At 33.0% G+C, this 23662-nt stretch carries 25 protein-coding genes; 12 read left to right on the top strand and 13 right to left on the bottom strand.

Annotation, left to right across the window (positions count from 1 at the left end; translation table 11 throughout):
- Positions 1–25: 25 nt before the first annotated feature.
- The 3 genes from PQ463_RS11610 to PQ463_RS11600 form a co-directional block, all read right to left on the bottom strand.
- Positions 26–2005: a KUP/HAK/KT family potassium transporter gene (locus tag PQ463_RS11610; RefSeq protein WP_274253841.1), complete on the bottom strand. Its 1980-nt coding sequence runs from the start codon at positions 2003–2005 to the stop codon at positions 26–28.
- A gap of 132 nt (positions 2006–2137) precedes the next feature.
- The gene (locus PQ463_RS11605) at positions 2138–3445 is read right to left on the bottom strand and encodes a hypothetical protein (RefSeq protein WP_274253840.1); all 1308 of its coding nucleotides are present in this window, start codon (positions 3443–3445) and stop codon (positions 2138–2140) included.
- A 110-nt stretch (positions 3446–3555) separates the two neighbouring features.
- Complete coding sequence (locus PQ463_RS11600; RefSeq protein ID WP_274253839.1) at positions 3556–3996, bottom strand: hypothetical protein; 441 nt, start codon at positions 3994–3996, stop codon at positions 3556–3558.
- Positions 3997–4115: 119 nt separating this feature from the next.
- Between PQ463_RS11600 and PQ463_RS11595 the strand changes: the two genes are divergently transcribed.
- Complete coding sequence (locus PQ463_RS11595) at positions 4116–5177, top strand: beta propeller repeat protein (RefSeq protein ID WP_274253838.1); 1062 nt, start codon at positions 4116–4118, stop codon at positions 5175–5177.
- A gap of 69 nt (positions 5178–5246) precedes the next feature.
- On the opposite strand, the gene PQ463_RS11590 is transcribed toward PQ463_RS11595, so the two are convergent.
- The 4 genes from PQ463_RS11590 to PQ463_RS11575 form a co-directional block, all read right to left on the bottom strand.
- Positions 5247–5705: a sensor of ECF-type sigma factor gene (locus PQ463_RS11590; protein ID WP_274253837.1), complete on the bottom strand. Its 459-nt coding sequence runs from the start codon at positions 5703–5705 to the stop codon at positions 5247–5249.
- Between the two features lie 31 nt (positions 5706–5736).
- Positions 5737–6156 (bottom strand): hypothetical protein, encoded by a 420-nt coding sequence (locus PQ463_RS11585; protein ID WP_274253836.1) that lies wholly within the window; start codon positions 6154–6156, stop codon positions 5737–5739.
- Between the two features lie 33 nt (positions 6157–6189).
- Positions 6190–6732, bottom strand: coding sequence for an RNA polymerase sigma factor (locus PQ463_RS11580; RefSeq protein ID WP_274253835.1), 543 nt, complete (start codon positions 6730–6732; stop codon positions 6190–6192).
- Positions 6733–6811: 79 nt separating this feature from the next.
- Entirely contained in the window at positions 6812–8011 is a 1200-nt protein-coding gene (locus PQ463_RS11575; protein WP_274253834.1) for an SRPBCC family protein, read from the bottom strand.
- 418 nt (positions 8012–8429) lie between these two features.
- Between PQ463_RS11575 and PQ463_RS11565 the strand changes: the two genes are divergently transcribed.
- Entirely contained in the window at positions 8430–8810 is a 381-nt protein-coding gene (locus PQ463_RS11565) for a pyrophosphohydrolase domain-containing protein (protein WP_274253833.1), read from the top strand.
- A gap of 237 nt (positions 8811–9047) precedes the next feature.
- On the opposite strand, the gene PQ463_RS11560 is transcribed toward PQ463_RS11565, so the two are convergent.
- Positions 9048–10118: a branched-chain amino acid aminotransferase gene (locus PQ463_RS11560; protein ID WP_274253832.1), complete on the bottom strand. Its 1071-nt coding sequence runs from the start codon at positions 10116–10118 to the stop codon at positions 9048–9050.
- Between the two features lie 307 nt (positions 10119–10425).
- On the opposite strand from PQ463_RS11560, the gene mnmC2 reads away from it, so the two are divergent.
- Positions 10426–11088, top strand: a complete 663-nt coding sequence (mnmC2, locus tag PQ463_RS11555) for a tRNA (5-methylaminomethyl-2-thiouridine)(34)-methyltransferase MnmC2 (protein WP_274253831.1) — start codon at positions 10426–10428, stop codon at positions 11086–11088.
- Positions 11089–11254: 166 nt separating this feature from the next.
- The gene (locus tag PQ463_RS11550) at positions 11255–11452 is read left to right on the top strand and encodes a hypothetical protein (protein ID WP_008468486.1); all 198 of its coding nucleotides are present in this window, start codon (positions 11255–11257) and stop codon (positions 11450–11452) included.
- A 31-nt stretch (positions 11453–11483) separates the two neighbouring features.
- Here PQ463_RS11550 and PQ463_RS11545 read toward each other — a convergent pair whose 3' ends face one another.
- Complete coding sequence (locus PQ463_RS11545; protein WP_111366250.1) at positions 11484–12428, bottom strand: LysR substrate-binding domain-containing protein; 945 nt, start codon at positions 12426–12428, stop codon at positions 11484–11486.
- Between the two features lie 107 nt (positions 12429–12535).
- Here PQ463_RS11545 and PQ463_RS11540 point away from each other — a divergent pair, with 107 nt between their 5' ends.
- The 4 genes from PQ463_RS11540 to can all read left to right on the top strand — a co-directional run bounded on the left by PQ463_RS11540 (position 12536) and on the right by can (position 15899).
- Positions 12536–13015 carry a Dps family protein gene (locus PQ463_RS11540; protein WP_111379024.1) on the top strand — a complete coding sequence of 160 codons (480 nt, stop codon included), beginning with the start codon at positions 12536–12538 and terminating at the stop codon, positions 13013–13015.
- A gap of 122 nt (positions 13016–13137) precedes the next feature.
- Positions 13138–13419: a hypothetical protein gene (locus tag PQ463_RS11535; protein ID WP_239457881.1), complete on the top strand. Its 282-nt coding sequence runs from the start codon at positions 13138–13140 to the stop codon at positions 13417–13419.
- A gap of 83 nt (positions 13420–13502) precedes the next feature.
- Positions 13503–15149, top strand: a complete 1647-nt coding sequence (locus PQ463_RS11530) for a SulP family inorganic anion transporter (protein ID WP_274253830.1) — start codon at positions 13503–13505, stop codon at positions 15147–15149.
- A gap of 114 nt (positions 15150–15263) precedes the next feature.
- Complete coding sequence (gene can, locus PQ463_RS11525) at positions 15264–15899, top strand: carbonate dehydratase (protein WP_111366243.1); 636 nt, start codon at positions 15264–15266, stop codon at positions 15897–15899.
- Between the two features lie 41 nt (positions 15900–15940).
- On the opposite strand, the gene PQ463_RS11520 is transcribed toward can, so the two are convergent.
- Together PQ463_RS11520 and PQ463_RS11515 are read right to left on the bottom strand one after the other, a co-directional pair.
- Complete coding sequence (locus tag PQ463_RS11520; protein ID WP_274253829.1) at positions 15941–17143, bottom strand: LETM1-related biofilm-associated protein; 1203 nt, start codon at positions 17141–17143, stop codon at positions 15941–15943.
- Between the two features lie 109 nt (positions 17144–17252).
- The gene (locus PQ463_RS11515) at positions 17253–17780 is read right to left on the bottom strand and encodes a superoxide dismutase family protein (protein ID WP_111379028.1); all 528 of its coding nucleotides are present in this window, start codon (positions 17778–17780) and stop codon (positions 17253–17255) included.
- A gap of 212 nt (positions 17781–17992) precedes the next feature.
- Here PQ463_RS11515 and PQ463_RS11510 point away from each other — a divergent pair, with 212 nt between their 5' ends.
- The 4 genes from PQ463_RS11510 (at position 17993) to PQ463_RS11495 (ending at position 20477) form a co-directional block, all read left to right on the top strand.
- The gene (locus tag PQ463_RS11510) at positions 17993–18421 is read left to right on the top strand and encodes an META domain-containing protein (protein WP_274253828.1); all 429 of its coding nucleotides are present in this window, start codon (positions 17993–17995) and stop codon (positions 18419–18421) included.
- Between the two features lie 4 nt (positions 18422–18425).
- Positions 18426–18944: a DUF4251 domain-containing protein gene (locus tag PQ463_RS11505; protein WP_274253827.1), complete on the top strand. Its 519-nt coding sequence runs from the start codon at positions 18426–18428 to the stop codon at positions 18942–18944.
- A gap of 44 nt (positions 18945–18988) precedes the next feature.
- Complete coding sequence (locus tag PQ463_RS11500; protein WP_274253826.1) at positions 18989–19903, top strand: transporter; 915 nt, start codon at positions 18989–18991, stop codon at positions 19901–19903.
- A gap of 82 nt (positions 19904–19985) precedes the next feature.
- Positions 19986–20477, top strand: a complete 492-nt coding sequence (locus tag PQ463_RS11495; RefSeq protein WP_274253825.1) for a hypothetical protein — start codon at positions 19986–19988, stop codon at positions 20475–20477.
- Positions 20478–20527: 50 nt separating this feature from the next.
- Here PQ463_RS11495 and PQ463_RS11490 read toward each other — a convergent pair whose 3' ends face one another.
- Both PQ463_RS11490 and PQ463_RS11485 read right to left on the bottom strand, forming a co-directional pair.
- Positions 20528–21544, bottom strand: coding sequence for a glycoside hydrolase family 18 protein (locus tag PQ463_RS11490; protein ID WP_274253823.1), 1017 nt, complete (start codon positions 21542–21544; stop codon positions 20528–20530).
- 308 nt (positions 21545–21852) lie between these two features.
- Complete coding sequence (locus PQ463_RS11485) at positions 21853–23658, bottom strand: acyl-CoA dehydrogenase FadE (protein WP_274253822.1); 1806 nt, start codon at positions 23656–23658, stop codon at positions 21853–21855.
- Positions 23659–23662: the final 4 nt, after the last annotated feature.

Genomic DNA, 23662 nt, shown 5'->3' with positions numbered 1-23662 from the left:
TTTTTTGAAATTATTGTTAAGCTTTTTATTCTTTTGAAATAATTCGCGTTAATCCAATATTTTCTGGAGCATGAAGCACCATCGGGAATTTTTCTATTTTAACAGAGCTGCTGTCCAAGCCGAAAGCTCTTTCTTCAGACAAACTCAGTTTTTTGATGAAGAAGTAAGAATTCATGATAATGTTTTCATGCCATCTTAAATCGTTGTCATTTGATAAGAATTTTTCAGACAATACAAATTTAAAGTCCCCAATAATATTGTTTTTGTTTAAAGATTCGTAACGGCTCGTAATATCTACTTCGCCACGTTTTACCATGTCTTTGATAACTTCTCTAAACATCAAATTGATTTTGGTTGGCTCTCTAAAACCTAAGTTGAAATCAATTCTATAAATGTCGTCTTTAGCAATTTCGGTTACTTTATATTGTGTTTTGTAAGGCTCAGTTAAAATGTTTACGTGAACAAACCAATAAATATCAGCTCTTTTCGGACGTTTTTGAAGAATAGAATAAATGATTTTTTCCTCCAGTTCGTCAACGCGATTTGCATTAGTCATATAAACCAAATGCGTAGCATATTTCGGAATAGATAAATCTTGGCTTAATTCTACAAGAACTTGTTTGTAGTCGTCAACTTTAACCACTTTAGTGTAGTTTTTGTTGATTTTCTTAGCTAAATACCAGATTGTCATTACAGAAATCAGCAAACTCGCAATGATTAAGGTTACATAACCACCTTCTGCAAATTTGGTAATATTAGCAAAAAGGAAACTGAATTCAATCAACAAATAAATAGTAATCAACGGTACCATGAAGTACAGTTTTACACGTTTCATGATTAAGTAGTAGTTCAGCAAAATAGTCGTCATGATCATACATAGAATAATGGCAAGACCATACGCATGCTCCATGTTTCCTGATTTTTCGAAATGTAAAACGATTCCAACACAACCAAAAAACAAAAGCCAGTTGATTGAAGGAATATATAATTGACCTTTTACTTCTGTTGGATATTTGATTTTTACTTTTGGCCAGAAATTCAGACGCATTGCTTCGTTAATTAATGTAAACGAACCAGAAATAAGAGCTTGAGAGGCAATTACCGCTGCAAGAGTCGCAACTACAATTCCGAATGGTAAAAACCAATGTGGCATAATCAAGTAAAACGGATTTCCATTTTCTCCGCCTAATTGCTGTAATGTGCTTCCCTCGTGGTGAATTAAATAAGCTGCTTGACCGAAATAGTTTAAAACTAATGTCGCTTTTACAAACATCCAGCTAATTCTGATGTTTTTTCTACCACAGTGCCCCATATCAGAATATAGAGCTTCGGCTCCAGTTGTACATAAGAATACGAAACCAAGAACGAAGAAACCATCAGGATGTATCGATAATAAATGATAAGCATAGTAAGGATTAATCGCTTTAATTACTTCAGGATAATTAATTACTTGGATTGTTCCTAAAGTTCCCAGCATAGCAAACCAGATTAACATCATTGGCGCAAAGAATTTACCAACCAATTTAGTTCCGAACTGCTGAATCGTGAATAAAATGAATAAAATTGTAATTACAATATACACAATGGTTTGTGTCTGCATTGTCGGGTAGAATGCTCTAATTCCTTCTACAGCAGAAGAAATCGAAATTGGCGGGGTTATAATTCCGTCAGCGAGCAGGGCGCTACCTCCAATAATTGCGGGTACTATGAGCCATTGAATTTTTGTTTTCTTGACTAGTGCATATAAAGCAAAAATTCCTCCTTCACCGTGGTTGTCTGCACTTAAAGTAATAAGTACATATTTAATTGTAGTTTGTAATGTTAAAGTCCAGAACACACAAGAAATACCTCCTAAAACAATATCGGCATTTATCGTGTGATCGCCCAAAATAGCCTTCATTACGTACAATGGAGAAGTTCCAATATCTCCATAAATAATCCCTAAAGTAATCAATAAACCCCCAATAGACAACTTACTATGTAAGTTTTTATGCGATGCGCTCATGTATAATTTTATAAAAGACGGTTGCAAATTTACTGTTTTAAAACAAATTAGCGACAATTAAAATTAAAAAGATAAAAAAAAGCACAATCGTAAAATTGTGCTTTCTTTTTTGAGTATTATTTATTTTGAAAATTAGCCTCTTCTTCCATTTCCTCTAGAGCTTGAGCCATTGTCTCTTTGGCTCTGTCCGCCTCTGGATTCTTGGTTTCCTCTAGAAGATTCCTGACTCATACGTGGAGATTCTGAACGTTGGCTTTGTTGTGGTCTAGCAGAGTAATCTCGGTTTGAATTGCTAGACTGGTTTTCAGAGTAGCTTCTTGAACTTCTTTCAGCTCTTGGTGCAGACACTTCACGATTAGAATAGTCTCTTGATGTATTAGAACTGTTTCCGTTTCCATAATCTGTTCTCTGAGTATTTTGTACTCTTGCGCTATTTTCAGCTCTTTGAGAATTATAGCCACTATTTGAATAGCCACCACGATTTGTGCTTCTTTCTGTATTTACACTTTCAGAACTTCTGCCTGTAGGGTTATAGCTTCTGTTACTATTGCTGCTATTGCTGCTTCTGTCAACAGATGATCTGTTTGTTGCGTTTCTGTTTTCAGCATATGTTCTGTTAGAAACGCCATTATCAGATGTTGTTCTTCCAGTATAATTTCTGTTTGTATTATATGTATTTCTATTAGCATCTCTGCTTGCCACACGTCTTTGGTCTAGTTCATATCTATTAGATGTGTTGGCATGTCTTTCAGCAAAACTGTAGTTCGGGCGCATTCTTTCATAACCGTAAGTACGTCTTGTTTCATAGATTGCGGGAGCTCTATAGCTTCTTCTCGTATTTACATAATTGTATGTGTTATGTACATTGATGCAAACATTGATGTTATTTCTGTATCTATAAACAGGGTAAGGTCTCCAAGCGCTATAATATGTTGGGTAATAACCCCAATACCAAGTTGAATAATAAGGTCTGTAATTTGTCACCCAAAATGAGGTGTAAATAACAGGAACTACACTATAAACAGGTTCATAGATATAATTTGCTCCATACAAATAAGAGTTTCCAACAATTTGAACACTTACTTTATTGTAATTGTCTCTTTCTACATCTATCGTAGCAACGTCTTGGTAAACATCACGATCTAGAACTGCTTGGATAATAACAACGTGAGTTCTGTTTTCAACACTTTCGATTACACGAAGATAATCCACTTCGTCATCACCGTTAAGGTCAAGATTTGATATTTGATATTTTGGATCATTTAAACGTCTTTCAAAATCTTGAAGGTTAGCTGATTCTCCAAACATCGAAGCAACAGCTCTTAAATCTAAGTTATCGCTTATATCTGAGTTTTTTGCATAAACTGTAGCTCCAGCTTGGGCTTGGCAAGAACTAATTCCTAATGCAAATAAGGCTAGTAAAAGTATTTTCGCTTTCATGATAAAATCATATTGAAGATTAATATTCTGAGATATTCAATTACTGTGCCATAAAATTATTTGAACATAATTACGGATTTAGTTTGTTGATTATCATTGTTTTTTTGTTATTATCTTCTGTGTAGAAATACATCCAGCACTGTAAATACAAATGGAATTATAATATCTTTCGGACGAATTCCTGAATCGGTACTGTAGCCAGTATTTTTAGAACTCATTATAATATTAATAGTAGCAACATCTTCATATATGTTTGGTTGTATTTCAGACTGAATGATTATGATTTTTATATTGTTCTGAATTTTTTCTGATACTCTTAAATAATCAACTTTTCCATCATGGTTTAAATCTAAGTTTGAGATTCTTTCATCTGGATAATTTAACCTTGTTTCAAAATCTGCCGCGTCTACAGATTGAGAATATATCATAGAAACAGCATTCAAGTCTAAATTGTCTTCTACATAAGAGTTTTTAGGGTAAACGTTTACTTTTTGGGCATTAAGTGAATTTACTAATAATATAAAACTTCCTATAAAAAGTATATTTTTCATATTTTACTTGTTAAATTTATTTTGTAAGAAAACAACTATCATGCCAGAAAAGAATACAGAATGATTTTGATATTTTATAAATAATCGTATTTTAGCGTTAACCAAATTTTAAATTTCCTATGAAAAAACTCGCTTTATTTTGTGTTATTTTTATTTTGCTGATGTCTTTTAGGACATTTAATTATAAAACTGACGTTGTTTACAATAATGGCTTTACATCAATGACAGTAGATACATTATTTAAAGACAGAATTAGTATTAGAGCAATTCTAATTGATAAAAATAAAGTTTGGTACGGGGCCGATAATTCGCGTTTTGGATATTATGATTTGGATAAAAAGGAAAAATTTGAAGAACATATTTATCGTGATACGCTCAAATTGGAATTTAGAAGTATAGCGCAAACTTCAAAAGATATTTTTTTGCTGAGTGTGGCAAACCCAGCACTTCTTTATTCTGTTTCAAAAAAGGACCGCAAAGTTAAATTGGTTTACAAAGAAATTAATCCGAAAGTTTTTTACGATAGCATGCAGTTTTGGAACGATAAGGAAGGAATTGCAATTGGAGATCCTACAGAAGATACTTTCTCAATTATTGTTACTCGTGATGGTGGTGAAACTTGGACAAAACTGCTTTCTGATAAATTGCCAACAAATAGCACAGGAGAAGCGGCTTTTGCTGCCAGCAATACCAATATCGTTATAAAAGGAAACGATACATGGCTAGTTTCGGGCGGAAAAAAAGCACGTGTTTTTTATTCTCCAGATAAGGCAAAAACATGGAAAGTTGTAGAAACTCCTATTGTACAAGGAAAACAAATGACAGGAATTTTTACTGCCGATTTTTACGATTCTAAACAAGGTTTTATTGCAGGAGGAGATTATGATCTTCCTAATAATAAAGCCAATAATAAAGCTTTTACAAAAGATGGTGGTAAAACTTGGCAATTAATTGGCCAAAATATGGGATTTGGCTATGCGTCATGCATACAATATGTTCCTGGAGGAAATGGAAGAGAAATTGTTTGTGTAGGCTCTGAAGGAATACAATATTCTCAAAATGGAGGAGAAAACTGGATGCAACTTTCTACAGATAACAGATTTTTTACCATTCGATTTGTGAACAGAAATACTGCAATTGCTGCAGGACATAATAAAGTAGTTCGACTTAATTTTAAATAAAAAAAATAAGAACCCTAAATAATAAAGTAAGTATTATATAGGGTTCTTATCGCTGTTGTATCGTTAAGCTTAATCTTTATTTCCTTTGTCTCGATATTGCTGCAATAATTTTCGATTAAAGTCGTCTTCAGATTTTTTAAGCAATAATATTTTCTTTGCAGGAAGTACTTTTTTTAAACTGCTCATGTATTTTTCACGAAGCTGGTATATTTCTTTATCTGTACTTTCAATTTGAGATAATAATGTCGCTGCTTCTTTATCTGAAAGGTTTTTAAAATTGTCATCTTTTAATTGTCTCAGATACGTTTTCATTTTTAAATACTTTAATTCATACTGCTTGTCATCATAAGCATTATAAATTGGCCAGAATTTTTCGGCTTCAGTTGAAGTTAATTCTAATTCGGTCGTTAAAAATGACACTTTAAAAGCTTTAATCTTTTCTCGCTTTTCATCAATTTTTCCATTTTGGGCAAAAATTGAAAAACTTGTCAGAAATAGCAATAGCGGTAAAATGTTTTTTATTTTCATTGTTAAGCTAAGTTGTTGAGTTAAGTTTGATTTAATTTTGTTCTGAAATTAAGTGTTCCAAATTTGGACTTGTAGCCAAGATATCTTCTAATGTTTCATCTTCTAGAGTAACATCGTTGCCTAATTTTTCAATATCGCTGTCATCTAATTTTTGAATTAAGTCGTATTGGCTAATATTAGAATGATAGGATAAGTAATTTTCTAAAGTAGCTTCGTCAAGATCGTTTGAATTTGTTCTGTAATTATTGATGACAGGAATCAATAATGCAAAGCCAACTACAGCAGCGGCAGCCGTCCAAAGTGTTTTTTTGCGTTTGTAAAAAGGAATTACTTTAACTTCTTTTTCGTTTAATCGTTGTAAAACCTTTTCTGAAAAATCATCAAAATAGTTTTCTGGAGTTTTAAAGCCAGATTTTACTTTGGGTTCGTTTTCTAATTTAAATGTTTTCATAATACTTATAAGACAGTTTTAGTTACAAAAGGTTTAATTTGATGTAACATATAATTCGATTTTTTTTACTGCATGATGATAAGATGCTTTAAGAGCTCCGACAGATGTTCCTAAAATATCTGCAATTTCTTCATATTTTAATTCTTCAAAATATTTCATTTTGAAAACTAATTGCTGTTTTTCTGGAAGTGTTACAATTGCCTTTTGAAGTTTGATTTGAATTTCATTTCCATCAAAATACAGATCGGCTTTTAAACCATCGATAGTTTTGTTTTGCAGATCTTCAGACGAAATTCCGCTCAATTTTGCTTTTTGCGATAAAAAAGTCAAAGCTTCGTTTGTGGCAATACGGTACATCCAGGAAAAAAGTTTACTTTCTCCTTTAAAGTTTTTAAGATTTTGAAAGACTTTTACAAAAGTGTTCTGTAAAACATCATCAGCATCATCATGATTCAAAACAATGTTTCGAATATGAGAATACAAAGGACGCTGATAATCAGACAAGAGTTTTTGAAACGCAACATTTTGCGTTTCAGGGGTTAATAATTGTTTTATAAATTCTTTCTCTTCTATCAAACTTTTTGTTTTGTAAACTTTTTTAATAGAAGTTAGACAGAATTTATAGCAAAAGGTTTAATGCGCCTTTAGAAATTATTTAAAATTCTGAATCTTCTTCTTGTGCAGGTGTTTGTGCTGGAGCAGGAGCTGGTGCCGCTGGTTTGCGTTTTACAGGTTCTGTACGTGGCTGTTCAGTGCGTGGTTCGCTTGAAGTTTCTCCACCAGTGCTTTCTGGAGCATAAACAGGATCAGTAACAACAGTAGCAGCAGGAACTACTTTTGGTTTTATTGGAAAATAAATTTCGGTTACCAATTTTGATGAAGCTTTTACATCCAATTTACTTAATGTCAAAATTTCAAGATGAGACCAGCTTAAATCTGGAATAATCTTTTGATTGTTGATATAAGCAGTTGTTTTTGCAATTGCTTCATTTCTATGAGAGTAATCCCCGTTAAGTGTTGTTTTTACGGCATCAAAACCATTTAGTTTTCCTGCTAAAATATCACTTCCAGAAGCAGTTGAAATTTCTTTGTTGATTGGCAGACAGATCGAAATTTTTGCTAAACCAGTTTTAGTGTCGTAGGTATGATAAATAATAAACGGTTTTCCTACTGCAGACAATCCATTTGTTTCGCTAAAGTGAATAAGTTTCGGAATTACAATTCTAGCATTTTTACTTACTTTGGCAATTTCGCTAGTAAAAGTTTGCTTGATATAAGGAGTTTCAGTTTTCTTAACTACTCCATCTACTGTAACAGCAAAAGTTTTGGTTTCGTAGTCTAAGTTTTTGTCAATATTAGCTAAGCTTTTTTCGTAAATAGTTCCAATAACTCTGTCAGAACCACCATGAAGAGCAGTATATATTTTAAATAGGAAACTCATTGTTCCTTTTCCTTTCCAAGTAACTTTTGTTTTTCCGTTCAAAGTATCTTTTAAAGTCCAATTTACATCGGCTTCAGTACCGTCAAATTGCATTTTTTGGTCAATGCTTTCGCCGTCTTTTGTTTTAAGGATGATAGAGTTTCCTTTTCCGTCTGCACCATCCCAATAAAATGTAGCGCCATTTCCGCTAGTTTTATTAGCGTAAGTCATTTTGATAGAAGGATCTTCAATAGACCATGATTCAAAATCTTCGTAATTTCTAAAGTCGTTCAAGTAGTTATAAACCGTTGCACGAGGCGAATTGATAACTTTACTTCTTTCTACAGAAAAATCTCCTTTCTGAGTAGCAACAAAAACAGTAAGAGCGACAAAGCTTAAAAGTGCAAAAAGAAATAAATACTTTAGAATTTTCATGGCAGATTAATTGGTTTCGGTAAAGTTATAAATTTTATTATGAGTCTTACTAATAACCCATAATTATTAGGTTTTATTTTATTGGGACCAGAATAATTTATCTTTTTAGAAAGATTTTAATTACGAACAAAAGGACAATGAAAAGCAGAAAGGCAAGGAGTACTTTGTAATTTCCTTTGTAGAAAACTTTGTGTAATTTCAAATCTTTTCGATAAGCAAATATCATAATGATTACAAATGCAATAAAAAAACATACTCCAAATAGTATTTGTCCTTGACTAAACATAGTTATAAAAATTTTTAGCAAATTTAGAGATTTGTAAACGATTTGCTGCTAAATTGCCTTTTCATTTCATTGAATAAATTTTCAGATTTATTAGAAAGTGACTTAAATTAGCAAAAAAAAGAAAACTACTATATGAAAAAACAACTTGACGCCGTAACCGAATTTCACACTGCTTTTAAAATTGGCCACAGTGCAACTCCAATTGCCGATGTAGGAGCAGAGAAAAAATTACTTCGTTATAATTTAATGAAGGAAGAAAATGAAGAATATTACGAAGCGGTTCAAAATAATGATTTGATTGAAATTGCAGACGCTCTTGGAGATATGATGTATATTTTGTGCGGAACAATTATAGAACACGGACTTCAAGATAAAATAGAAGCTGTATTTGATGAAATTCAGCGTAGCAATATGAGTAAATTGGGAGAAGATGGAAAGCCAATTTATCGCGAAGACGGAAAAGTAATGAAAGGTCCAAATTATTTTAAACCTGATTTTTCTAAATTATTATAAAAAAGTAATATTTAAACACATAGAAATATAGTTTTTAAATTGAGAGAGAAAGACGTTTCACTTGCATCAATACACATAGCTATGTGTTAAGAAACGTGTTTCTTTTTAATTATTCTCTTTGCATCACTATAATTCTATGATTCTATGTGTTTAAAATTTATTTTATAGAATAGTGATAAAAAAAGAAACCCGATAAAACTAAATTTATCGGGTTTCTTTTTTTTATATGGTTTTGGATTATTGAACTTTAACTGTCCATCCAAAAGTATCTTCAGAAAGTTTGTTTTGAAGACTTGTTAGTTTTTCTTTTAAGAAAGAAGCATAAGAATTTTCGATTGGAGCCATTTCAAAATACTCATCTTTGTAAGAGAATCCTTTGATAACGCTGATAACAGCAGCAGTTCCTGCTCCGAAGATTTCTTTCAAAGATCCGTTTTTAGCAGCTTCAACCAATTCTGAAACAATTACTGGGCGAACTTCAACTTTTAATCCTTCTTTTTCTGCCATTGCAATTAAACTTTTTCTGGTAACACCATCTAAAATTCTTTCGCTTGTTGGAGCTGTTAATAAAGTATCGTTGATTCTGAAGAAAACGTTCATTGTTCCAGCTTCTTCTAATTTTGTGTGCGTTGCATCATCAGTCCAGATAACTTGTTGGAAACCATCTTTGTTTGCCAAGTTAGTTGGGTAAAACTGAGCAGCATAGTTTCCGGCAGCTTTTGCTGCACCGATTCCACCATTTGCAGCTCTACTGAAATGTTCAGCAATAATAACTTTTACTTCACCTCCGTAGTATGCTTTTGCAGGAGAAAGTAAAATCATAAATTTATATTCGTCAGAGGGATTTGCAATAACTCCAGGACCTGTAGCAATCATAAATGGACGAATGTACATACTAGCTCCATTTCCTCTCTGAATCCAGTCTTTATCTAATTTCAATAATTCATTTAAACCATCCATAAAAATAGCTTCAGGAACTTCTGGCATTGCCATCCTTACAGCAGATTTGTTGAAACGGTTAAAGTTTTCATCTGGTCTAAACAACCAAACATCATTATTGTCATCCTTATAAGCTTTCATCCCTTCGAAAATTGCTTGTCCATAATGGAAGACTTTTGATGACGGATCCATTAAAATTGGAGCATAAGGCTTAATGACAGGATTTTGCCATTGTCCGTTTTTAAAATCGCATTCGAATAAATGGTCTGTAAATACAGCACCAAAACTTAAGTTGTCAAAATCTACTTCGTTTATTTTTGTAGAAGCAGCTTTGATGATTTCAATTTTGCTTGTTTGAGTTGTACTCATAGTTATGTAAGTTTTTTGTGAGATATTCTTCACTATTAGAAATCTAAAGTGATGATATCGTGTAAAATGAAATTTATCGAATGCAAAATTACGTAAAAATCTCTAAAACGCTTAGTGAAAAATCATTATTTGTGGGTTTTGATTGAGATTTATTTATCCTATAATAAACTCAAATATTTAATTGATTTTTATAAAGAATTTATGAAAAAAGTGTCGTTTTTTAAGGCTTTACGCATTTGTTTTGACTAAATTTGATTATTGAAATGGCTTGAAAATCAATAAAAAGTCATTATTAAATTCTTAAAAGGTGAAAAGAGAAATAATTAAAACGCTAGATGGCTCAACTACAATTCGTTTGCCTGAATGGGACGAATGTTATCATTCTAAACATGGCGCAATTCAAGAGGCAAAACATGTTTTTATTAAAAACGGGCTATCATTATTTGATAATCCTATAAGTATATTAGAAATAGGTTTTGGAACTGGTTTGAATGCTTTTATTACGTATTTGGAAGCCATTAGAAAAAATCAGAAAATTGATTATGTTGGAGTAGAAGCATACCCTGTTGATGCAGATGAGATTTTGGAAATGAATTATGCTGAAGAATTGGAGGCATCGGAATTTTATAACATTTTTGAAAAAATGCATAAATCGGACTGGGATGAAAAAACAGAAATTTGCGACTTGTTCTCGTTAACCAAAAGGAAACAATTTTTTCACGAAATAAACGATTTTGAAATTTTTGATTTGATTTACTTTGACGCCTTCGGATATAGAGTGCAACCGGAGCTTTGGAGTACAGAAATTTTTCAGAAAATGTACAATAGTTTAAAACCAAACGGCGTTCTAGTTACATACGCAGCTCGAGGAGTTGTTAAAAGAAGTATGATCGAAGTTGGATTTACTGTAGAAAAATTAACAGGCCCTCCAGGAAAAAGAGAAATGTTTAGAGCTTTTAAAAAGGTTTAAATGAGTAATTTAGAATAATTCTACATTGATTTATTTGTTTTAAGAAAACGTATTCGCTGCTAAAGTTTTTAAAAAAATAAGTTAAAAGTAATATTTATGTTAGTTATTTGTTTAAATTTGGTTCGAGTTTAAAAAAATAGATAACCCCCGAAAATCTTATTTTATTATGTCAAAAATGATGTTTGATTACACGAAATCAATACTTGAAAGAGTTAGTTTCGATCCGGTACTTTTCTGCAAAGAGCTAGAAAAAGCTATCAAAACACTGTTACCTTACGAAATGGAACAATTGCAAGAATGGTTACTGAATTTCGTTGTCGGAAAACCAGAATTAAAACAAAGTCTACAACTAATTAAAGTATAAAAAGAAAGGAGCCAAATTGGCTCCTTTTTTATTACGCTTTCTTTTGTAACGGACTAATGATTTGAACATTCTGAAAAACAATTGCGCCTTTTACAACGCCTGCAATTGTAGATCTTAATGCATCAATGATTTGCATCTTTAATTCGCTCTTTGGGTAAATCAAACTTACCTCTCGAGCCGGTTTTGGTTCCTTAAAGTTACGGAGTTTCAGTTTATCGGATTCTTTTAAGTCTAGGGTGTGCAAGTACGGAAGTAACGTTGTACCAAGGCCTTCGTCTGCCAATTTAATGAGAGTTTCAAAGCTTCCGCTTTGAATCTGGAAATTAGTCTGGTCGACGTCTGAGACACTTTTACACAAATTTAAAATACCGTCTCTAAAACAATGGCCGTCTTGTAAGAGCAGAATTTCGTTCAGGTTTAAGTCGGCTACTTCAATTTCTTCTTTTTGGAAACTAGCGTGATGCTCTGGAATGTAAGCTACAAATGGCTCAAAATACAACACAATTTCTTTTATTTTTTCGTCTTCAAGCGGCGTTGCAGCAATTGCAGCATCTAAGTGTCCGTTTTTTAGTTTCAGGATAATTTCCTCTGTATTCAACTCTTCAATTAAGAGTTTAACTTTTGGATATTTTTTAATGAAATTATTCAAAAACATGGGTAGAAGCGTAGGCATAATGGTTGGAATGATTCCTAAACGAAATTCTCCGCCAATAAAACCTTTTTGCTGTTCTACAATATCTTTTATACGATCAGCTTCGTTTACGATGTTTTTTGCCTGACTTACAATTTTCTGTCCTATATCAGTAAGTTGGATCGGTTTTTTGCTTCTGTCGAAAATTAAAATATTAAGTTCTTCTTCAATTTTTTGTATTTGCATGCTTAAAGTTGGCTGTGTTACAAAGCATTTTTCAGCAGCAAGAGTGAAATTTTTGTGCTCAGCAACCGCTAACACATATTGCAATTGAGTTATAGTCATGTTGATAGTAATTTGTGATGCAAAAATAAGAAAATATAATTTTTATTTATATTTATTTTAGTAAAGTTACTTTAAATTTGTAGTAAATTAGTGTAAAAAATTAAATTATGAAGACAAATATTTTAGGATTACCTGTAAAAGAATCAGAGTTGTTAGTAAAAGAACTGAATGTTTTATTGTCAAACTTTCAAGTGTATTATCAAAACTTGAGAGGAATTCACTGGAATATTCGTGGAAAACGTTTCTTTGATTTACATGTAAAATTTGAAGAGTTATATACAGATGCACAATTAAAAATAGATATGATTGCAGAAAGGGTATTGACAATAGGAGGAACGCCTTTGCATACTTTTGAAGATTATATCAAAAACAATAAATTGACAGTTGGAAAAAATATTTCTAACGATGAAAAAGCAGTTCAATTGATTGTTCACTCTTTATCAGATTTATTAAAAATTGAAAGAGAAATATTGAACAAATCTGACGAAATTAATGACGAAGGAACTAATTCTATGATGAGTGACTTTATTGCTGAGCAAGAAAAAACAATTTGGATGATGAATGCTTGGTTAGAAGAATCATTATAAAATATTGGTTTTTAGTAAAATAGAAGCAGAATGGGATGAAAATTGCATTCTGCTTTTTTGTTTATGTTAAATTTCTATAAAAATCTCTTTGATTTTATTTGTTTAACGCTATTTTTGCTTCAATGAAATTTATAGCTCGCATATTATTATTCATATTTATTGCCTTCTTATCGACCCCGACAATTGTTCAGGCGCTTAAGAAAGGAAATAATACGACTATATCTTTTAGTATCGCTGAAGAGGAAGTGCATAAAGAACTTAAAAATGTAGTTCACCCTACTATTCTTGAGCACGAAGTTTTGATTCCGGTTTATATCGAGAAAAAAACAATCATTTCTGAAAACATTGTCAAACTAGACAACATCTCTCCGAGCATTTTTGCCCCACCACCTAACGTAGCATAATACTTCCGATTATTTTGATCTTTAGCCGCATTTCTTTTGAGATGGGGTAAATCTTTAATGAATAATTTTTTTAGTATTATATTATGACAAAAAAAATCAATCTTTTTGCCAACCTTAAATCTGATTTTGCTTCAGGTTTAGTGGTTTTCTTGGTGGCTCTTCCATTGTGTTTAGGTATTGCAATGGCTTCTGGAGCACCGTTATTTTCTGGAATTATCGCTGGTGTTGTGGGTGGTATCGTTGTAGGATATTTGAGCCAATCACATATTAGTGTATCAGGTCCAGCTGCTGGGTTAACAGCTATCATTTTAACCGCCATTACCGATTTAGGAGCTTTCGATGTATTTTTAATGTCTGTTTTTATTGCTGGATTAATTCAATTAGCATTGGGATTTTTAAAAGCGGGAAGTATATCGAACTATTTTCCGACAAACGTAATCGAAGGAATGTTGGCGGGTATCGGAATCATTATCATCTTAAAACAAATACCGCACGCATTTGGTTATGATGCAGATTTTGAAGGAGATCAAGCTTTTGTTCAAAATGATGGAAGTAATTCGTTTTCATTTTTGTTCGATGTTTTAAATCATATTCACTTAGGAGCTGTGGTAGTTTCAGCCGTTTCATTGGTAATTTTGTTAGCTTGGGAAAAAGTGCCTTTCTTAAAAAGAATAAAACTAGTTCCTGGAGCTTTGGTTGCTGTTATTGCTGGAGTAGTTTTAAACGAAATATTTGTATCTACAGGAAGCACTTTGGCAATTGCGAAAGAACATTTGGTTTCTTTGCCAGTTCCAAAATCTTTTGAAGACTTTAAATCAATTATAATTACGCCAGATTTTACTGCTGTTACAAATCCGCAAGTTTGGGTAGTTGGTATTACGATTGCCATTGTCGCTTCTATTGAAACTCTTTTATGTATTGAGGCTTCTGATAGAATGGATGTTCAAAAACGTTACACCAATACCAATGTTGAACTTAGAGCGCAAGGTGTGGGTAATATTGTAAGCTCTCTTTTAGGAGGTTTGCCAATGACTTCTGTAGTAGTAAGATCTTCTGCAAATAACAATGCAGGGGCAAAATCTAAAATGTCAGCCATCATTCATGGTGTGCTTTTATTAATAAGTGTATTGTCTATACCAGCAATTCTAAACAAAATTCCTTTGGCAACATTGGCTACTGTTTTGATTTTGGTCGGATATAAATTAGCAAAACCAGCAACCTTTATGCATTTCTGGGAAAAGGGAAAATACCAGTTTGTACCTTTCATTGCAACTTTGGTCTTTGTTGTTGCAACAGATTTGCTAAAAGGGGTTGCGTTGGGAATTATCATCAGTATCATTTTTGTTTTGAGAGGAAATTTAAAAAGAGCTTATGTCTTCAAGAAAGAAGAATATGAAGATGGCGATATCATTCATATCGATTTAGCGCAGGAAGTTTCGTTCTTAAACAAAGCGGCTATTAAACAGACTTTAAATGAAATTCCAGAAAACTCAAAAGTAATTATCAATGCTCACGATACAGAGTATATTGCACATGATGTTTTGGATTTAATTCGTGAATTTAAAGAAACCAGAGCTGTAGATGAAAACATCAAAGTGAAGCTTAAAGGGTTTAAGGAAGCTTACGAATTGGAAAATACGCCAGAAAATAGTAATCATGTTACGATTGAACATTATTATGATGTGGCAAAAAGAGAACTGGTTAAAAGAGAAGTTGTTAAAAGCGAATAATTAAAATAAGGGGTTTTTAAGGCAGTAAAAATGTCAAAATTTAGGTAACTTTACATCAAGTTCATTTTTGGAGACTATTATAACTTAGAAATTACCACACAAAAAATAAAAGAAATGAGAAAATTTTATGAGCAGTTATTAGAGAACAATAAAAAGTGGGTAGAAACTTCATTAGCAAAAGATCCTAATTATTTTGCTGATTTGGCAAAAGGACAACAGCCACCATTGTTATGGATTGGATGTTCTGACAGCCGTGTTCCTGCAAACGAAATTGTTGGTGCAAAACCAGGTGAAGTTTTTGTACATAGAAACATTGCCAATATGGTTGTGCATTCTGATATGAACATGCTTAGTGTTCTAGATTATGCTGTAAATGTTTTGAAAATTAAGCATATTATCGTGTGCGGACATTACGGATGCGGTGGTGTGAAAGCTGCAATGGGGCATCAGTCTGTTGGAATTATCGATAACTGGTTGCGTCATATTAAAGATGAATACCGTCTTCACGATAAATACTTGAATTCAATTGAGAATGAAGAAGAGCGTTTTAATGCTTTTGTTGAAATCAATACTAAAGAACAAGTTTATAACTTAGCGAAAACATCTATTGTGCAGAATGCTTGGAAAAATGGACAAGATTTAATGCTTCACGGTTGGGTGTACGGATTAAATTCAGGTTTTGTAACTGATTTGAATGTAACAATCAGTTCAAACGATGAATTGGATTCTGTTTATCAATTAGATCTTTAATAGATAGAAATAGAAATCGCCCTCATAAAGGGCGATTTTTTTTATTCGTTTTCGTCTAGATTCTCATTAAATGCCGATGGCAGCATTGTTGGGATAAACTTTATTAATATTGGCAGTAATAAACTTCCTCCAGGAAGCAGGAAGATTGTCAGAGATGGAATAGTTTTACAAATGTCCAAAAGCTGTTTTTTTACTTTCTTCTTTTCTTTTGCATCCAAATCTCTCGTTGTAGAATAGGCGAGTAGCACCATTAATTCTTTACTCTGTACAATTTCCTTAATCAATCTGTTTTTGTTTCGTATGATTAGTTTGACTACACTGTGCGTCATTTGATCATAAAAATGCTTGACAGGATTTGAATAATTAAAGTACGGAATCTTCTTTTTATGGGTAGTGATAAAAGTGTTGGTTGTGTCCATGCTTTTGGTCACAAAATCATCAGGAACTCCCATTGTTGATCCTAAAGCATATAGAAAATATGATTCTTCGTTTTCTACTACACCATCACTCCATAAAGCCATTCCGGCCATATCGATTAAATAATAATGCTCTAATTCGTTTTTGAAATAGTCAAGATGTAAAGTTTCCAAAGTTTCAACTGTAACTTTAGAAAATTTCGAATAACGTATAGAAGCTTCAAAAAGTTTAATTAATAGATCGTCGTGCTGTGATTTTACAGTTTTGGTTTTTAAAGCCAAACCGACAATTCCTAGAACTGTTTCTTCTATTCTCTTTAAATATTTTTCAGGAATTTCTCCATGTTCCAAATACTGTCTGAAAGCTAAAACATCAATAAACAAAAGAGCATTCGTTACCAAATGCGAAAAGTTTTTACTGATAATACTATCGTTAGTTTGGACTCTCTGGTCAATAATATTTTCTAGAGATAGAGAAGGAGTGTCTTTTGGCAATAAAATTTTGAACAAATTAAATCCTTCTGGATTCATCTGCTTGTAAAACTTTAAAACTTCAGCAATAAAATTTTTAGGTTCCGAATTTCTTTTCTCTAAACAAAAAACATGATAGAGCGTATTCAGTAAAGCTACTTTTGAAATTTCGGTTTTAAACCAACCCTTAATTGGAATTGGAATTTGAGAGTCAATAGCAATAATATGGCCGTAAATAAAACCCGTTTCTCTCACTTTATAGTAAAACGAATCCACTGTTTCAAAAGGAATTGCTTCTGAAAACTTCTGTTCACTAAAAAACTTATCGATCCAGCCTGGTGCTGATGGGTTAATCATTGACTTTATTTTGCTGATGCAAAGCTATGTCTTTTTCTTGTTTTAGGATTCATTTTAAAATGAAATAACCGCTAGATTTTGTTAAAAATAGCGGTTATTCAAATTTTTCTTATTTAATGATTCCTGCGCAAGCGACTCTTCCTCCGGCATTTCCTGTTGGTTGAGTGGTAAAATCATCTGTTCCTGCATGTACAATTAAACCTTTTCCAAGAACATCTTTGTTAGAATCTCCACATCCAACGCACCATTCGTCAGTAGTTAAAGTGATAGATCCGTTGCCTTTTGCGTCAGCGGTAAAGTTTCCGATATCACCTTTGTGATATTCTCCAACTCCCCATTTTCCGTGTTTTTTGAAAGTTGGATTCCAGTGTCCTCCAGCAGAACTTCCGTCTGCAGAACTACAATCTGCTTTTTCATGAATATGGATAGCGTGAACTCCAGGCTCTAATCCTGTGATTTTTGCTGTAAAAGTTACTTTGCCGTTCTTCTCAACAAAAGTGGCAGTTCCAGCAACTTTACTATTGCTTTTTGGTTCTAATGCAACAGTCAGAGTTTTAGCATCGTTTGATTTTGTATTTGTTTTACAGCCAATGATTAAGGCTGTAATTATAGCGAAAGAAACAATTAGTTTTTTCATATCTACGGGCATTTTAGTTAAAGATTAAGTAAATTTAACATAAAATAACGGATTTGATTAACTCTAAAAGTTAAAAAAAAGTCAAACTATACGTTATAATTTGATATTGATTGAGTTAAAAACCGAAAATATTGTTTAAATTCGTATAGGTTTTTAACGAATAATTTCTGAAAGCCATTTGTCTAATTCGCTCACATTTAATTCTTAATGTTATGATGAAAAAGATTTTTACCCTCGTTTTTTTTAGTTCGTTTTTAATTTCTTGTAAGTGTGCAAAAACGGATGCGGTTTCTAAGCTTGATGGAACTTGGGAACTAAATTATATCACTGGCCCACGAATTACTTTTGATGGTTTATACCCAAATAAAAAACCAACAATAAATTTTGATACCAAAGCAAATCAGGTTTCTGGTAATGCGAGCTGTAATACATACTCAGGAAAATTGGTTCTTGATGGCAACAAAATCGATTTTACTCAGCCAATGGCAGTAACCAAAATGATGTGTTTGGACGGATTGCAAGGTGAACAAACTTATTTGAGTACGCTTCAAAAAATAACTTCTTACGATATAACAGATGATGGTAAGACTTTAAACTTTATTTCTGGGGATATTGCCATGATGCGTTTTACTAAAAAATAATGTTATGAAAACTGCAATACCAATTTTGCTGTTCTTACTAAGTGCTTTTAGTTTTTCTGCTTCTGCACAGGAAAAAACAAAAAAAGAACTTAAGCAAGAAAGAGAACTCAAGAAACAAAATGAAATCAAAGCGCTTATAGATAGTCAAAATTTTGTTTTTGAAGCACAAAAAGCAACACCTCAAGGCGGTAGATTGATTCAGTTGGACTATAATACTTATTTTTTAAAGTTTAAAACTGATAACACAACTTGTGATCTTCCTTTTTTTGGACGTGGTTATAATGTTGGATACAGTACTGATGGCGGAATAAAATTTGAAGGAAAACCTGAAAATGTTAGAGTCGAAAGCAAAAAGAATAATACCATTCTAAAAGCAACAGTAAGAGGTGCCAGTGATGTGTACGATTTAACGTTTTCTATCTTTTATAACGGAAGCACAACGCTTTCTGTGAGTAGCAATAATAGAGGCCCAATTAGTTATGATGGAGTAGTATATGCTCCAAAAACAGCAGAGAAACAATGATATAATTCAATACTAAACTTGTCACAAATTCGTCTGAGTATTATATGGTAAGAATCTTTTTTTTGTTATTAAAGTGGCAGTTTTCGGTTTTGTTTTTCTTTTTTGGTGTGTGCAGCGTATTTGGTCAGGATTTGGAACCCAGAGTGTATGCAAATGTTCCTAAAGGTTTAAATGTAATTGCTGCAGGTTATGTTTTTATGAATGGGAATGTCCTGACAGATCCTTCTCTACCCATAAAAGATTTTACACTTCAAAGCCACAACATGGCTGTAAATTATATTAGAACTTTTGGGATGGCAGATAAACTGGCTCGTGTACAGGTAGCGCTACCTTTTACGTTTATGGATGGATCTGCTGTAATTAGTGATCAGCTGGTTACTGGCTCAAGAACTGGTTTTGCAGATATGAAAGTGCGTTTTGGAATTAATTTATTAGGTTCTCCTGCACTTGATAAATCTGAATTCAGAAGTTTTGAGCAAAAAACAATTCTTGGAGTTAGTTTGGTTACTTCAATCCCAACAGGAAGATATTATGGTGATAAACAAGTAAATATTGGAACAAACCGCTGGGCTTTTAAACCCGAAATAGGGGTGTCGAAAAGGTTTGCCCATGTTTATGCTGAGGCCTATGGCGGAATGTGGTTTTATACGGATAATAACGACTATCTAGGAAAAAAATTAGAGCAAAAACCAACCTATAGTCTTCAGGCGCACGCAAGCTATTATTTTAAAAACCAAATGTGGGTTGGCTTTAATACGACTTGGTTTTTTGGAGGTCGAACTATTACTGATGGAGTTTCCGATGATAGCCAGATTGATAACTGGCGAGTAGGGGGAACTTTTTCTACTCCAATTGCAAAAGGACAGTCTATTAGATTTCAATATCATGTTGGGGCATATACCAACAACGGACTAAATTATTATGCCTTATCAGCAGTTTACCAATATTCTTTCTTTTAAAAGATGATTATGATTTAATGTGTTTAAAATCAGTATATTTGAGTATGCATATATTTTTAAAAACAAATTTAAAATTGAAACTATGAAAAAATTAAGTCTTATTCTTATCATGGCGGCAGCCTCGTTTTCATCTTATGCGCAGTCTTCTTATAAAGAAGATTTAGAAGTAGTACAAAGTGTTTATGGAAAATCTAAAGCTGACCTGGTAAAACAGTATATGAATTTATCTGATGCGCAAGCGGCAGCTTTTACTAAAGTGTACGACGATTATGAAACCTCCCGAAAAGCTTTAGGGCAGACAAAGTTTCAATTGCTAAATGATTATGCGGCGAATTATGAAACTTTAACTGATGCAAAAGCTGATGAATTGGCAAAAGCTACTTTAAAAAATCATGTTGATTATGAGAAGCTTTATTCTAAAACTTATAATCAGGCCAAAAAAGCAATTGGTTCAATAAATGCAGCTAAGTTTATTCAGCTTGAGGTTTATCTTCAAACTATAATTAGAAGCGAAATTCTGGAAGCTATTCCATTTATTGGCGAAATGGATAAAAATAAGACTAAAATGATGTAAAATATTCGTCTATAAAAAAAAACGGGAATCATTTTGATTCCCGTTTTTTTTTATTTCTCAGTTTTAACTTTGTAAATCTCATTTACCATTCCGTCGCGGAAACTATCCAAAGTAAGTTCCCAAAACATAATTCCGCCTAATTTTTTTGCTTTTGCGTATTCAGCTTTTGCTTTTATAGATTTTAAATCATCTGATGTTGCAAAAGTTTTAGTTGATGCATTGTACCAATATGGCGCTTGCGCTTTTTCATCATAAAAATATTTCCAGCCGTTAGCTTCTGTGTAGGTTGTAGCGTAGTTTTTAAAGTCAACACCTTGAAAGTGCTCTCCAGCTTGGTATAATCCGTTGTTGATATTTTCTACATTTTTCCATTGTCTGGTATAAAATGCACCTCCAATAACTAGTTTTTCAGCAGGGACACCTGCTTTTAATAAAAATTCAACAGCTCTATCGGTAGATTCTTCTTTCGGATTTGTGCTGTATAATGGTGTATGATGACCAGTAACTTTTGAATATCCGTTTACTAAATCGTAACTCATAATGTTGATGCGGTTTACATAAGGAGCAACAGCTTTCCAGTCTATAGATTCATCCAGACATTTTTGGAAACCTCCAGCCGCAAAACTCAATTCGTATTTTTTACCTAAAGTTGAACGTAATATTTTAACTAATTCAGTAAAATTAGGTTTGTCAGCAGCTTGGTATAAATGTCCAGGAAGCCCTTCAATTGATGGGTATTCCCAATCTAAATCTAAACCGTCAACTTTAAAATAATCGCTTACTTCTTTTACAGATTTTGCAAATTTTAAGCGGCCTTCAGCAGTTGAGAATGCTTGAGAACAAGGTTCGCAGCCTCCCCATCCTCCAAGAGATACAATAATTTTAAGCTGTGGATTTTTTGCTTTAAGCGAAACTAAATGTTTAATTGTAAGAGAATCTTTGGCAGAATCAACACTTAATTTACCATCTTTTAAATGGCAGAAACTGAAAATAATCTGGTTTAATTTTTCAACTTCATATTTATCAATAAGTTGAGAATCGCCAGTGTAATAAGCAATAATGTCCATTTTTTTGTTCTTTTGTGCGAAGGTGGTAGCGAAGCAAAAACACAATAAAAATGATGCAATTAGGTTAATTTGTTTCATTATTTTGTTTTTTATAGTTTTTAGAACGTTAAATATACTGTAATCCATTTGATGTTTAACTATTCGGTATAAGTCTAAAAGTTAATTTTAACAAATATTTTGCAAATAACTGCAAAAATATTGCGAAGAATAAGAAATATCTTTCGCTAAAAATATTGAAAAAATAAACCCGCGCAGTTTCGGACTTGCGCGGGTTTATAACAAATTAAAAGCTAAAAACTATTTTGAAATTAGTAGCAGTAAGTGTTTTCTGCTACTAATTTTGCTGCAATTTTTTCTCTAAGTGCCACAATATTTGGCAGGTTAGTATATTTAGTGAAACGTTTAAGTCCCATTAACATCATGCGTTGCTCGTCACCTTCAGCAAAAGAAGCAATTCCTTCTTTTCCTCTTAAGTTTACGATATCTACAGCTTTGTACAAGTATAATTTTGCCATAGCGATTTGCTCTTGAACTTTATCTTCGCCTTGAGCTTTTGCTAATTTTTCAGTTCTCAAAATAGTACTTTCAGCCATGTAGATTTCAATCAGGATATCAGAAGCCGCCATTAATAATTGTTGATGAGCATCTAATTCTGGACCGTATTTTTGAACAGCGCTTCCTGCAACCATTAAGAAAACTTTCTTAAGGTTAGCAATAATTCCTTTTTCTTCAGAGAATAATTCAGAGAAATCTGGAGTGTCAAAAGATGGAATTCCCATTAATTCTTCTTGAACTTTCATTGCTGGTCCAAGTAAATCAACGTGACCTTTCATTGCTTTTTTGATCAACATACCTACAGAAAGCATTCTGTTGATTTCGTTCGTTCCTTCGTAAATACGAGCGATACGAGCATCTCTCCAAGCACTTTCCATTGGAGTATCTTCAGAGAATCCCATTCCACCAAAAATCTGAATTCCTTCATCAGAACAAGATTGAACGTCCTCAGAAACTGCTACTTTCAAGATAGAACACTCGATAGCATATTCTTCAACACCTTTTAATTCTGCTTCTTGGTGACTTGTTCCTTCTGCTTCACGAGCTGCGATTCTGTCTTCGATGTCTTTTGCAGCACGGTAAGAAGCACTTTCTCCAGCGTAAGCATTAGTTGCCATTTCAGCTAATTTAGAACGGATAGCGCCAAAAGATGAAATAGAAGTATTGAACTGAATTCTTTCGTTAGCATATTTTACAGCTCCAGAAGTAACTCTTCTTTGAGCATCAAGACATGCTGCCGCCAATTTAATACGTCCAACATTTAAAGCATTCATTGCGATTTTGAAACCGTTTCCTCTTTCAGACAACATGTTTTCAACTGGAACTTTTGTTTCGTTGAAGAAAACCTGACGAGTAGAAGAAGCACGGATTCCTAATTTATGCTCTTCTTCATTCATAGAAATTCCGTTTGCTGGATCGTTTTCTACGATGAAACCTGTAATATTTTTATCATCTCCAATACGAGCAAAAACGATGAAAACGCTACAGAAACCTGCATTCGAAATCCACATTTTTTGTCCAGTGATAGAGTAGTATTTTCCGTCTTCAGATAAAACAGCTTTTGTTTTTCCTGAGTTAGCATCAGATCCTGCGCCTGGCTCAGTTAAGCAATAAGCACCAAACCATTCTCCAGAAGCCAATTTCGGAACGTATTTTTTCTTTTGTTCTTCAGTACCGTAAAGTGTAATTGGCATAGTTCCAATTCCGGTGTGTGCACCAAAAGCAGTTGAGAAAGAACCTGTTGCTCCAGAAATGTAGTCGCAAACCAACATTGTAGAAACAAATCCCATTCCTAATCCGCCGTATTCTTCTGGAACTGCAACTCCAAGAAGTCCTAGTTCACCAGCTTTACGCATAGATGATTCTGTATAAGCGTAATCTTTTTTCTCAAAACGATCTTTGTGCGCCCATAATTCTTTGTCAACGAACTCTTTTACAGAGTCACGCATCATTAACTGCTCTTCAGAGAAATCTTCTGGTGTGAAGATGTCCTCGCATTTTGTTTCTTTAACTAAAAACTGACCACCACGAGTCACGTTTTTTTCGATTGTATCTGCCATGATT

The sequence above is a fragment of the Flavobacterium sp. KACC 22763 genome (genome assembly GCF_028736155.1).
In the GTDB taxonomy this organism is placed as follows: Bacteria; Bacteroidota; Bacteroidia; order Flavobacteriales; family Flavobacteriaceae; genus Flavobacterium.
This window is presented reverse-complemented; position numbering and strand designations above follow the sequence as displayed.

Excerpts from the sequence above, each read along its gene's own strand:
- PQ463_RS11610 (WP_274253841.1), bottom strand. The coding sequence starts at position 2,005 with ATGAGCGCATCGCATAAAAACTTACATAGTAAGTTGTCTATTGGGGGT.
- PQ463_RS11605 (WP_274253840.1), bottom strand. The coding sequence starts at position 3,445 with ATGAAAGCGAAAATACTTTTACTAGCCTTATTTGCATTAGGAATTAGT.
- PQ463_RS11600 (WP_274253839.1), bottom strand. The coding sequence starts at position 3,996 with ATGAAAAATATACTTTTTATAGGAAGTTTTATATTATTAGTAAATTCA.
- PQ463_RS11595 (WP_274253838.1), top strand. The coding sequence starts at position 4,116 with ATGAAAAAACTCGCTTTATTTTGTGTTATTTTTATTTTGCTGATGTCT.
- PQ463_RS11590 (WP_274253837.1), bottom strand. The coding sequence starts at position 5,705 with ATGAAAATAAAAAACATTTTACCGCTATTGCTATTTCTGACAAGTTTT.
- PQ463_RS11585 (WP_274253836.1), bottom strand. The coding sequence starts at position 6,156 with ATGAAAACATTTAAATTAGAAAACGAACCCAAAGTAAAATCTGGCTTT.
- PQ463_RS11575 (WP_274253834.1), bottom strand. The coding sequence starts at position 8,011 with ATGAAAATTCTAAAGTATTTATTTCTTTTTGCACTTTTAAGCTTTGTC.
- PQ463_RS11565 (WP_274253833.1), top strand. The coding sequence starts at position 8,430 with ATGAAAAAACAACTTGACGCCGTAACCGAATTTCACACTGCTTTTAAA.
- PQ463_RS11560 (WP_274253832.1), bottom strand. The coding sequence starts at position 10,118 with ATGAGTACAACTCAAACAAGCAAAATTGAAATCATCAAAGCTGCTTCT.
- PQ463_RS11550 (WP_008468486.1), top strand. The coding sequence starts at position 11,255 with ATGTCAAAAATGATGTTTGATTACACGAAATCAATACTTGAAAGAGTT.
- PQ463_RS11545 (WP_111366250.1), bottom strand. The coding sequence starts at position 12,428 with ATGACTATAACTCAATTGCAATATGTGTTAGCGGTTGCTGAGCACAAA.
- PQ463_RS11540 (WP_111379024.1), top strand. The coding sequence starts at position 12,536 with ATGAAGACAAATATTTTAGGATTACCTGTAAAAGAATCAGAGTTGTTA.
- PQ463_RS11535 (WP_239457881.1), top strand. The coding sequence starts at position 13,138 with ATGAAATTTATAGCTCGCATATTATTATTCATATTTATTGCCTTCTTA.
- PQ463_RS11530 (WP_274253830.1), top strand. The coding sequence starts at position 13,503 with ATGACAAAAAAAATCAATCTTTTTGCCAACCTTAAATCTGATTTTGCT.
- can (WP_111366243.1), top strand. The coding sequence starts at position 15,264 with ATGAGAAAATTTTATGAGCAGTTATTAGAGAACAATAAAAAGTGGGTA.
- PQ463_RS11520 (WP_274253829.1), bottom strand. The coding sequence starts at position 17,143 with ATGATTAACCCATCAGCACCAGGCTGGATCGATAAGTTTTTTAGTGAA.
- PQ463_RS11515 (WP_111379028.1), bottom strand. The coding sequence starts at position 17,780 with ATGAAAAAACTAATTGTTTCTTTCGCTATAATTACAGCCTTAATCATT.
- PQ463_RS11510 (WP_274253828.1), top strand. The coding sequence starts at position 17,993 with ATGATGAAAAAGATTTTTACCCTCGTTTTTTTTAGTTCGTTTTTAATT.
- PQ463_RS11505 (WP_274253827.1), top strand. The coding sequence starts at position 18,426 with ATGAAAACTGCAATACCAATTTTGCTGTTCTTACTAAGTGCTTTTAGT.
- PQ463_RS11500 (WP_274253826.1), top strand. The coding sequence starts at position 18,989 with ATGGTAAGAATCTTTTTTTTGTTATTAAAGTGGCAGTTTTCGGTTTTG.
- PQ463_RS11495 (WP_274253825.1), top strand. The coding sequence starts at position 19,986 with ATGAAAAAATTAAGTCTTATTCTTATCATGGCGGCAGCCTCGTTTTCA.
- PQ463_RS11490 (WP_274253823.1), bottom strand. The coding sequence starts at position 21,544 with ATGGACATTATTGCTTATTACACTGGCGATTCTCAACTTATTGATAAA.
- PQ463_RS11485 (WP_274253822.1), bottom strand. The coding sequence starts at position 23,658 with ATGGCAGATACAATCGAAAAAAACGTGACTCGTGGTGGTCAGTTTTTA.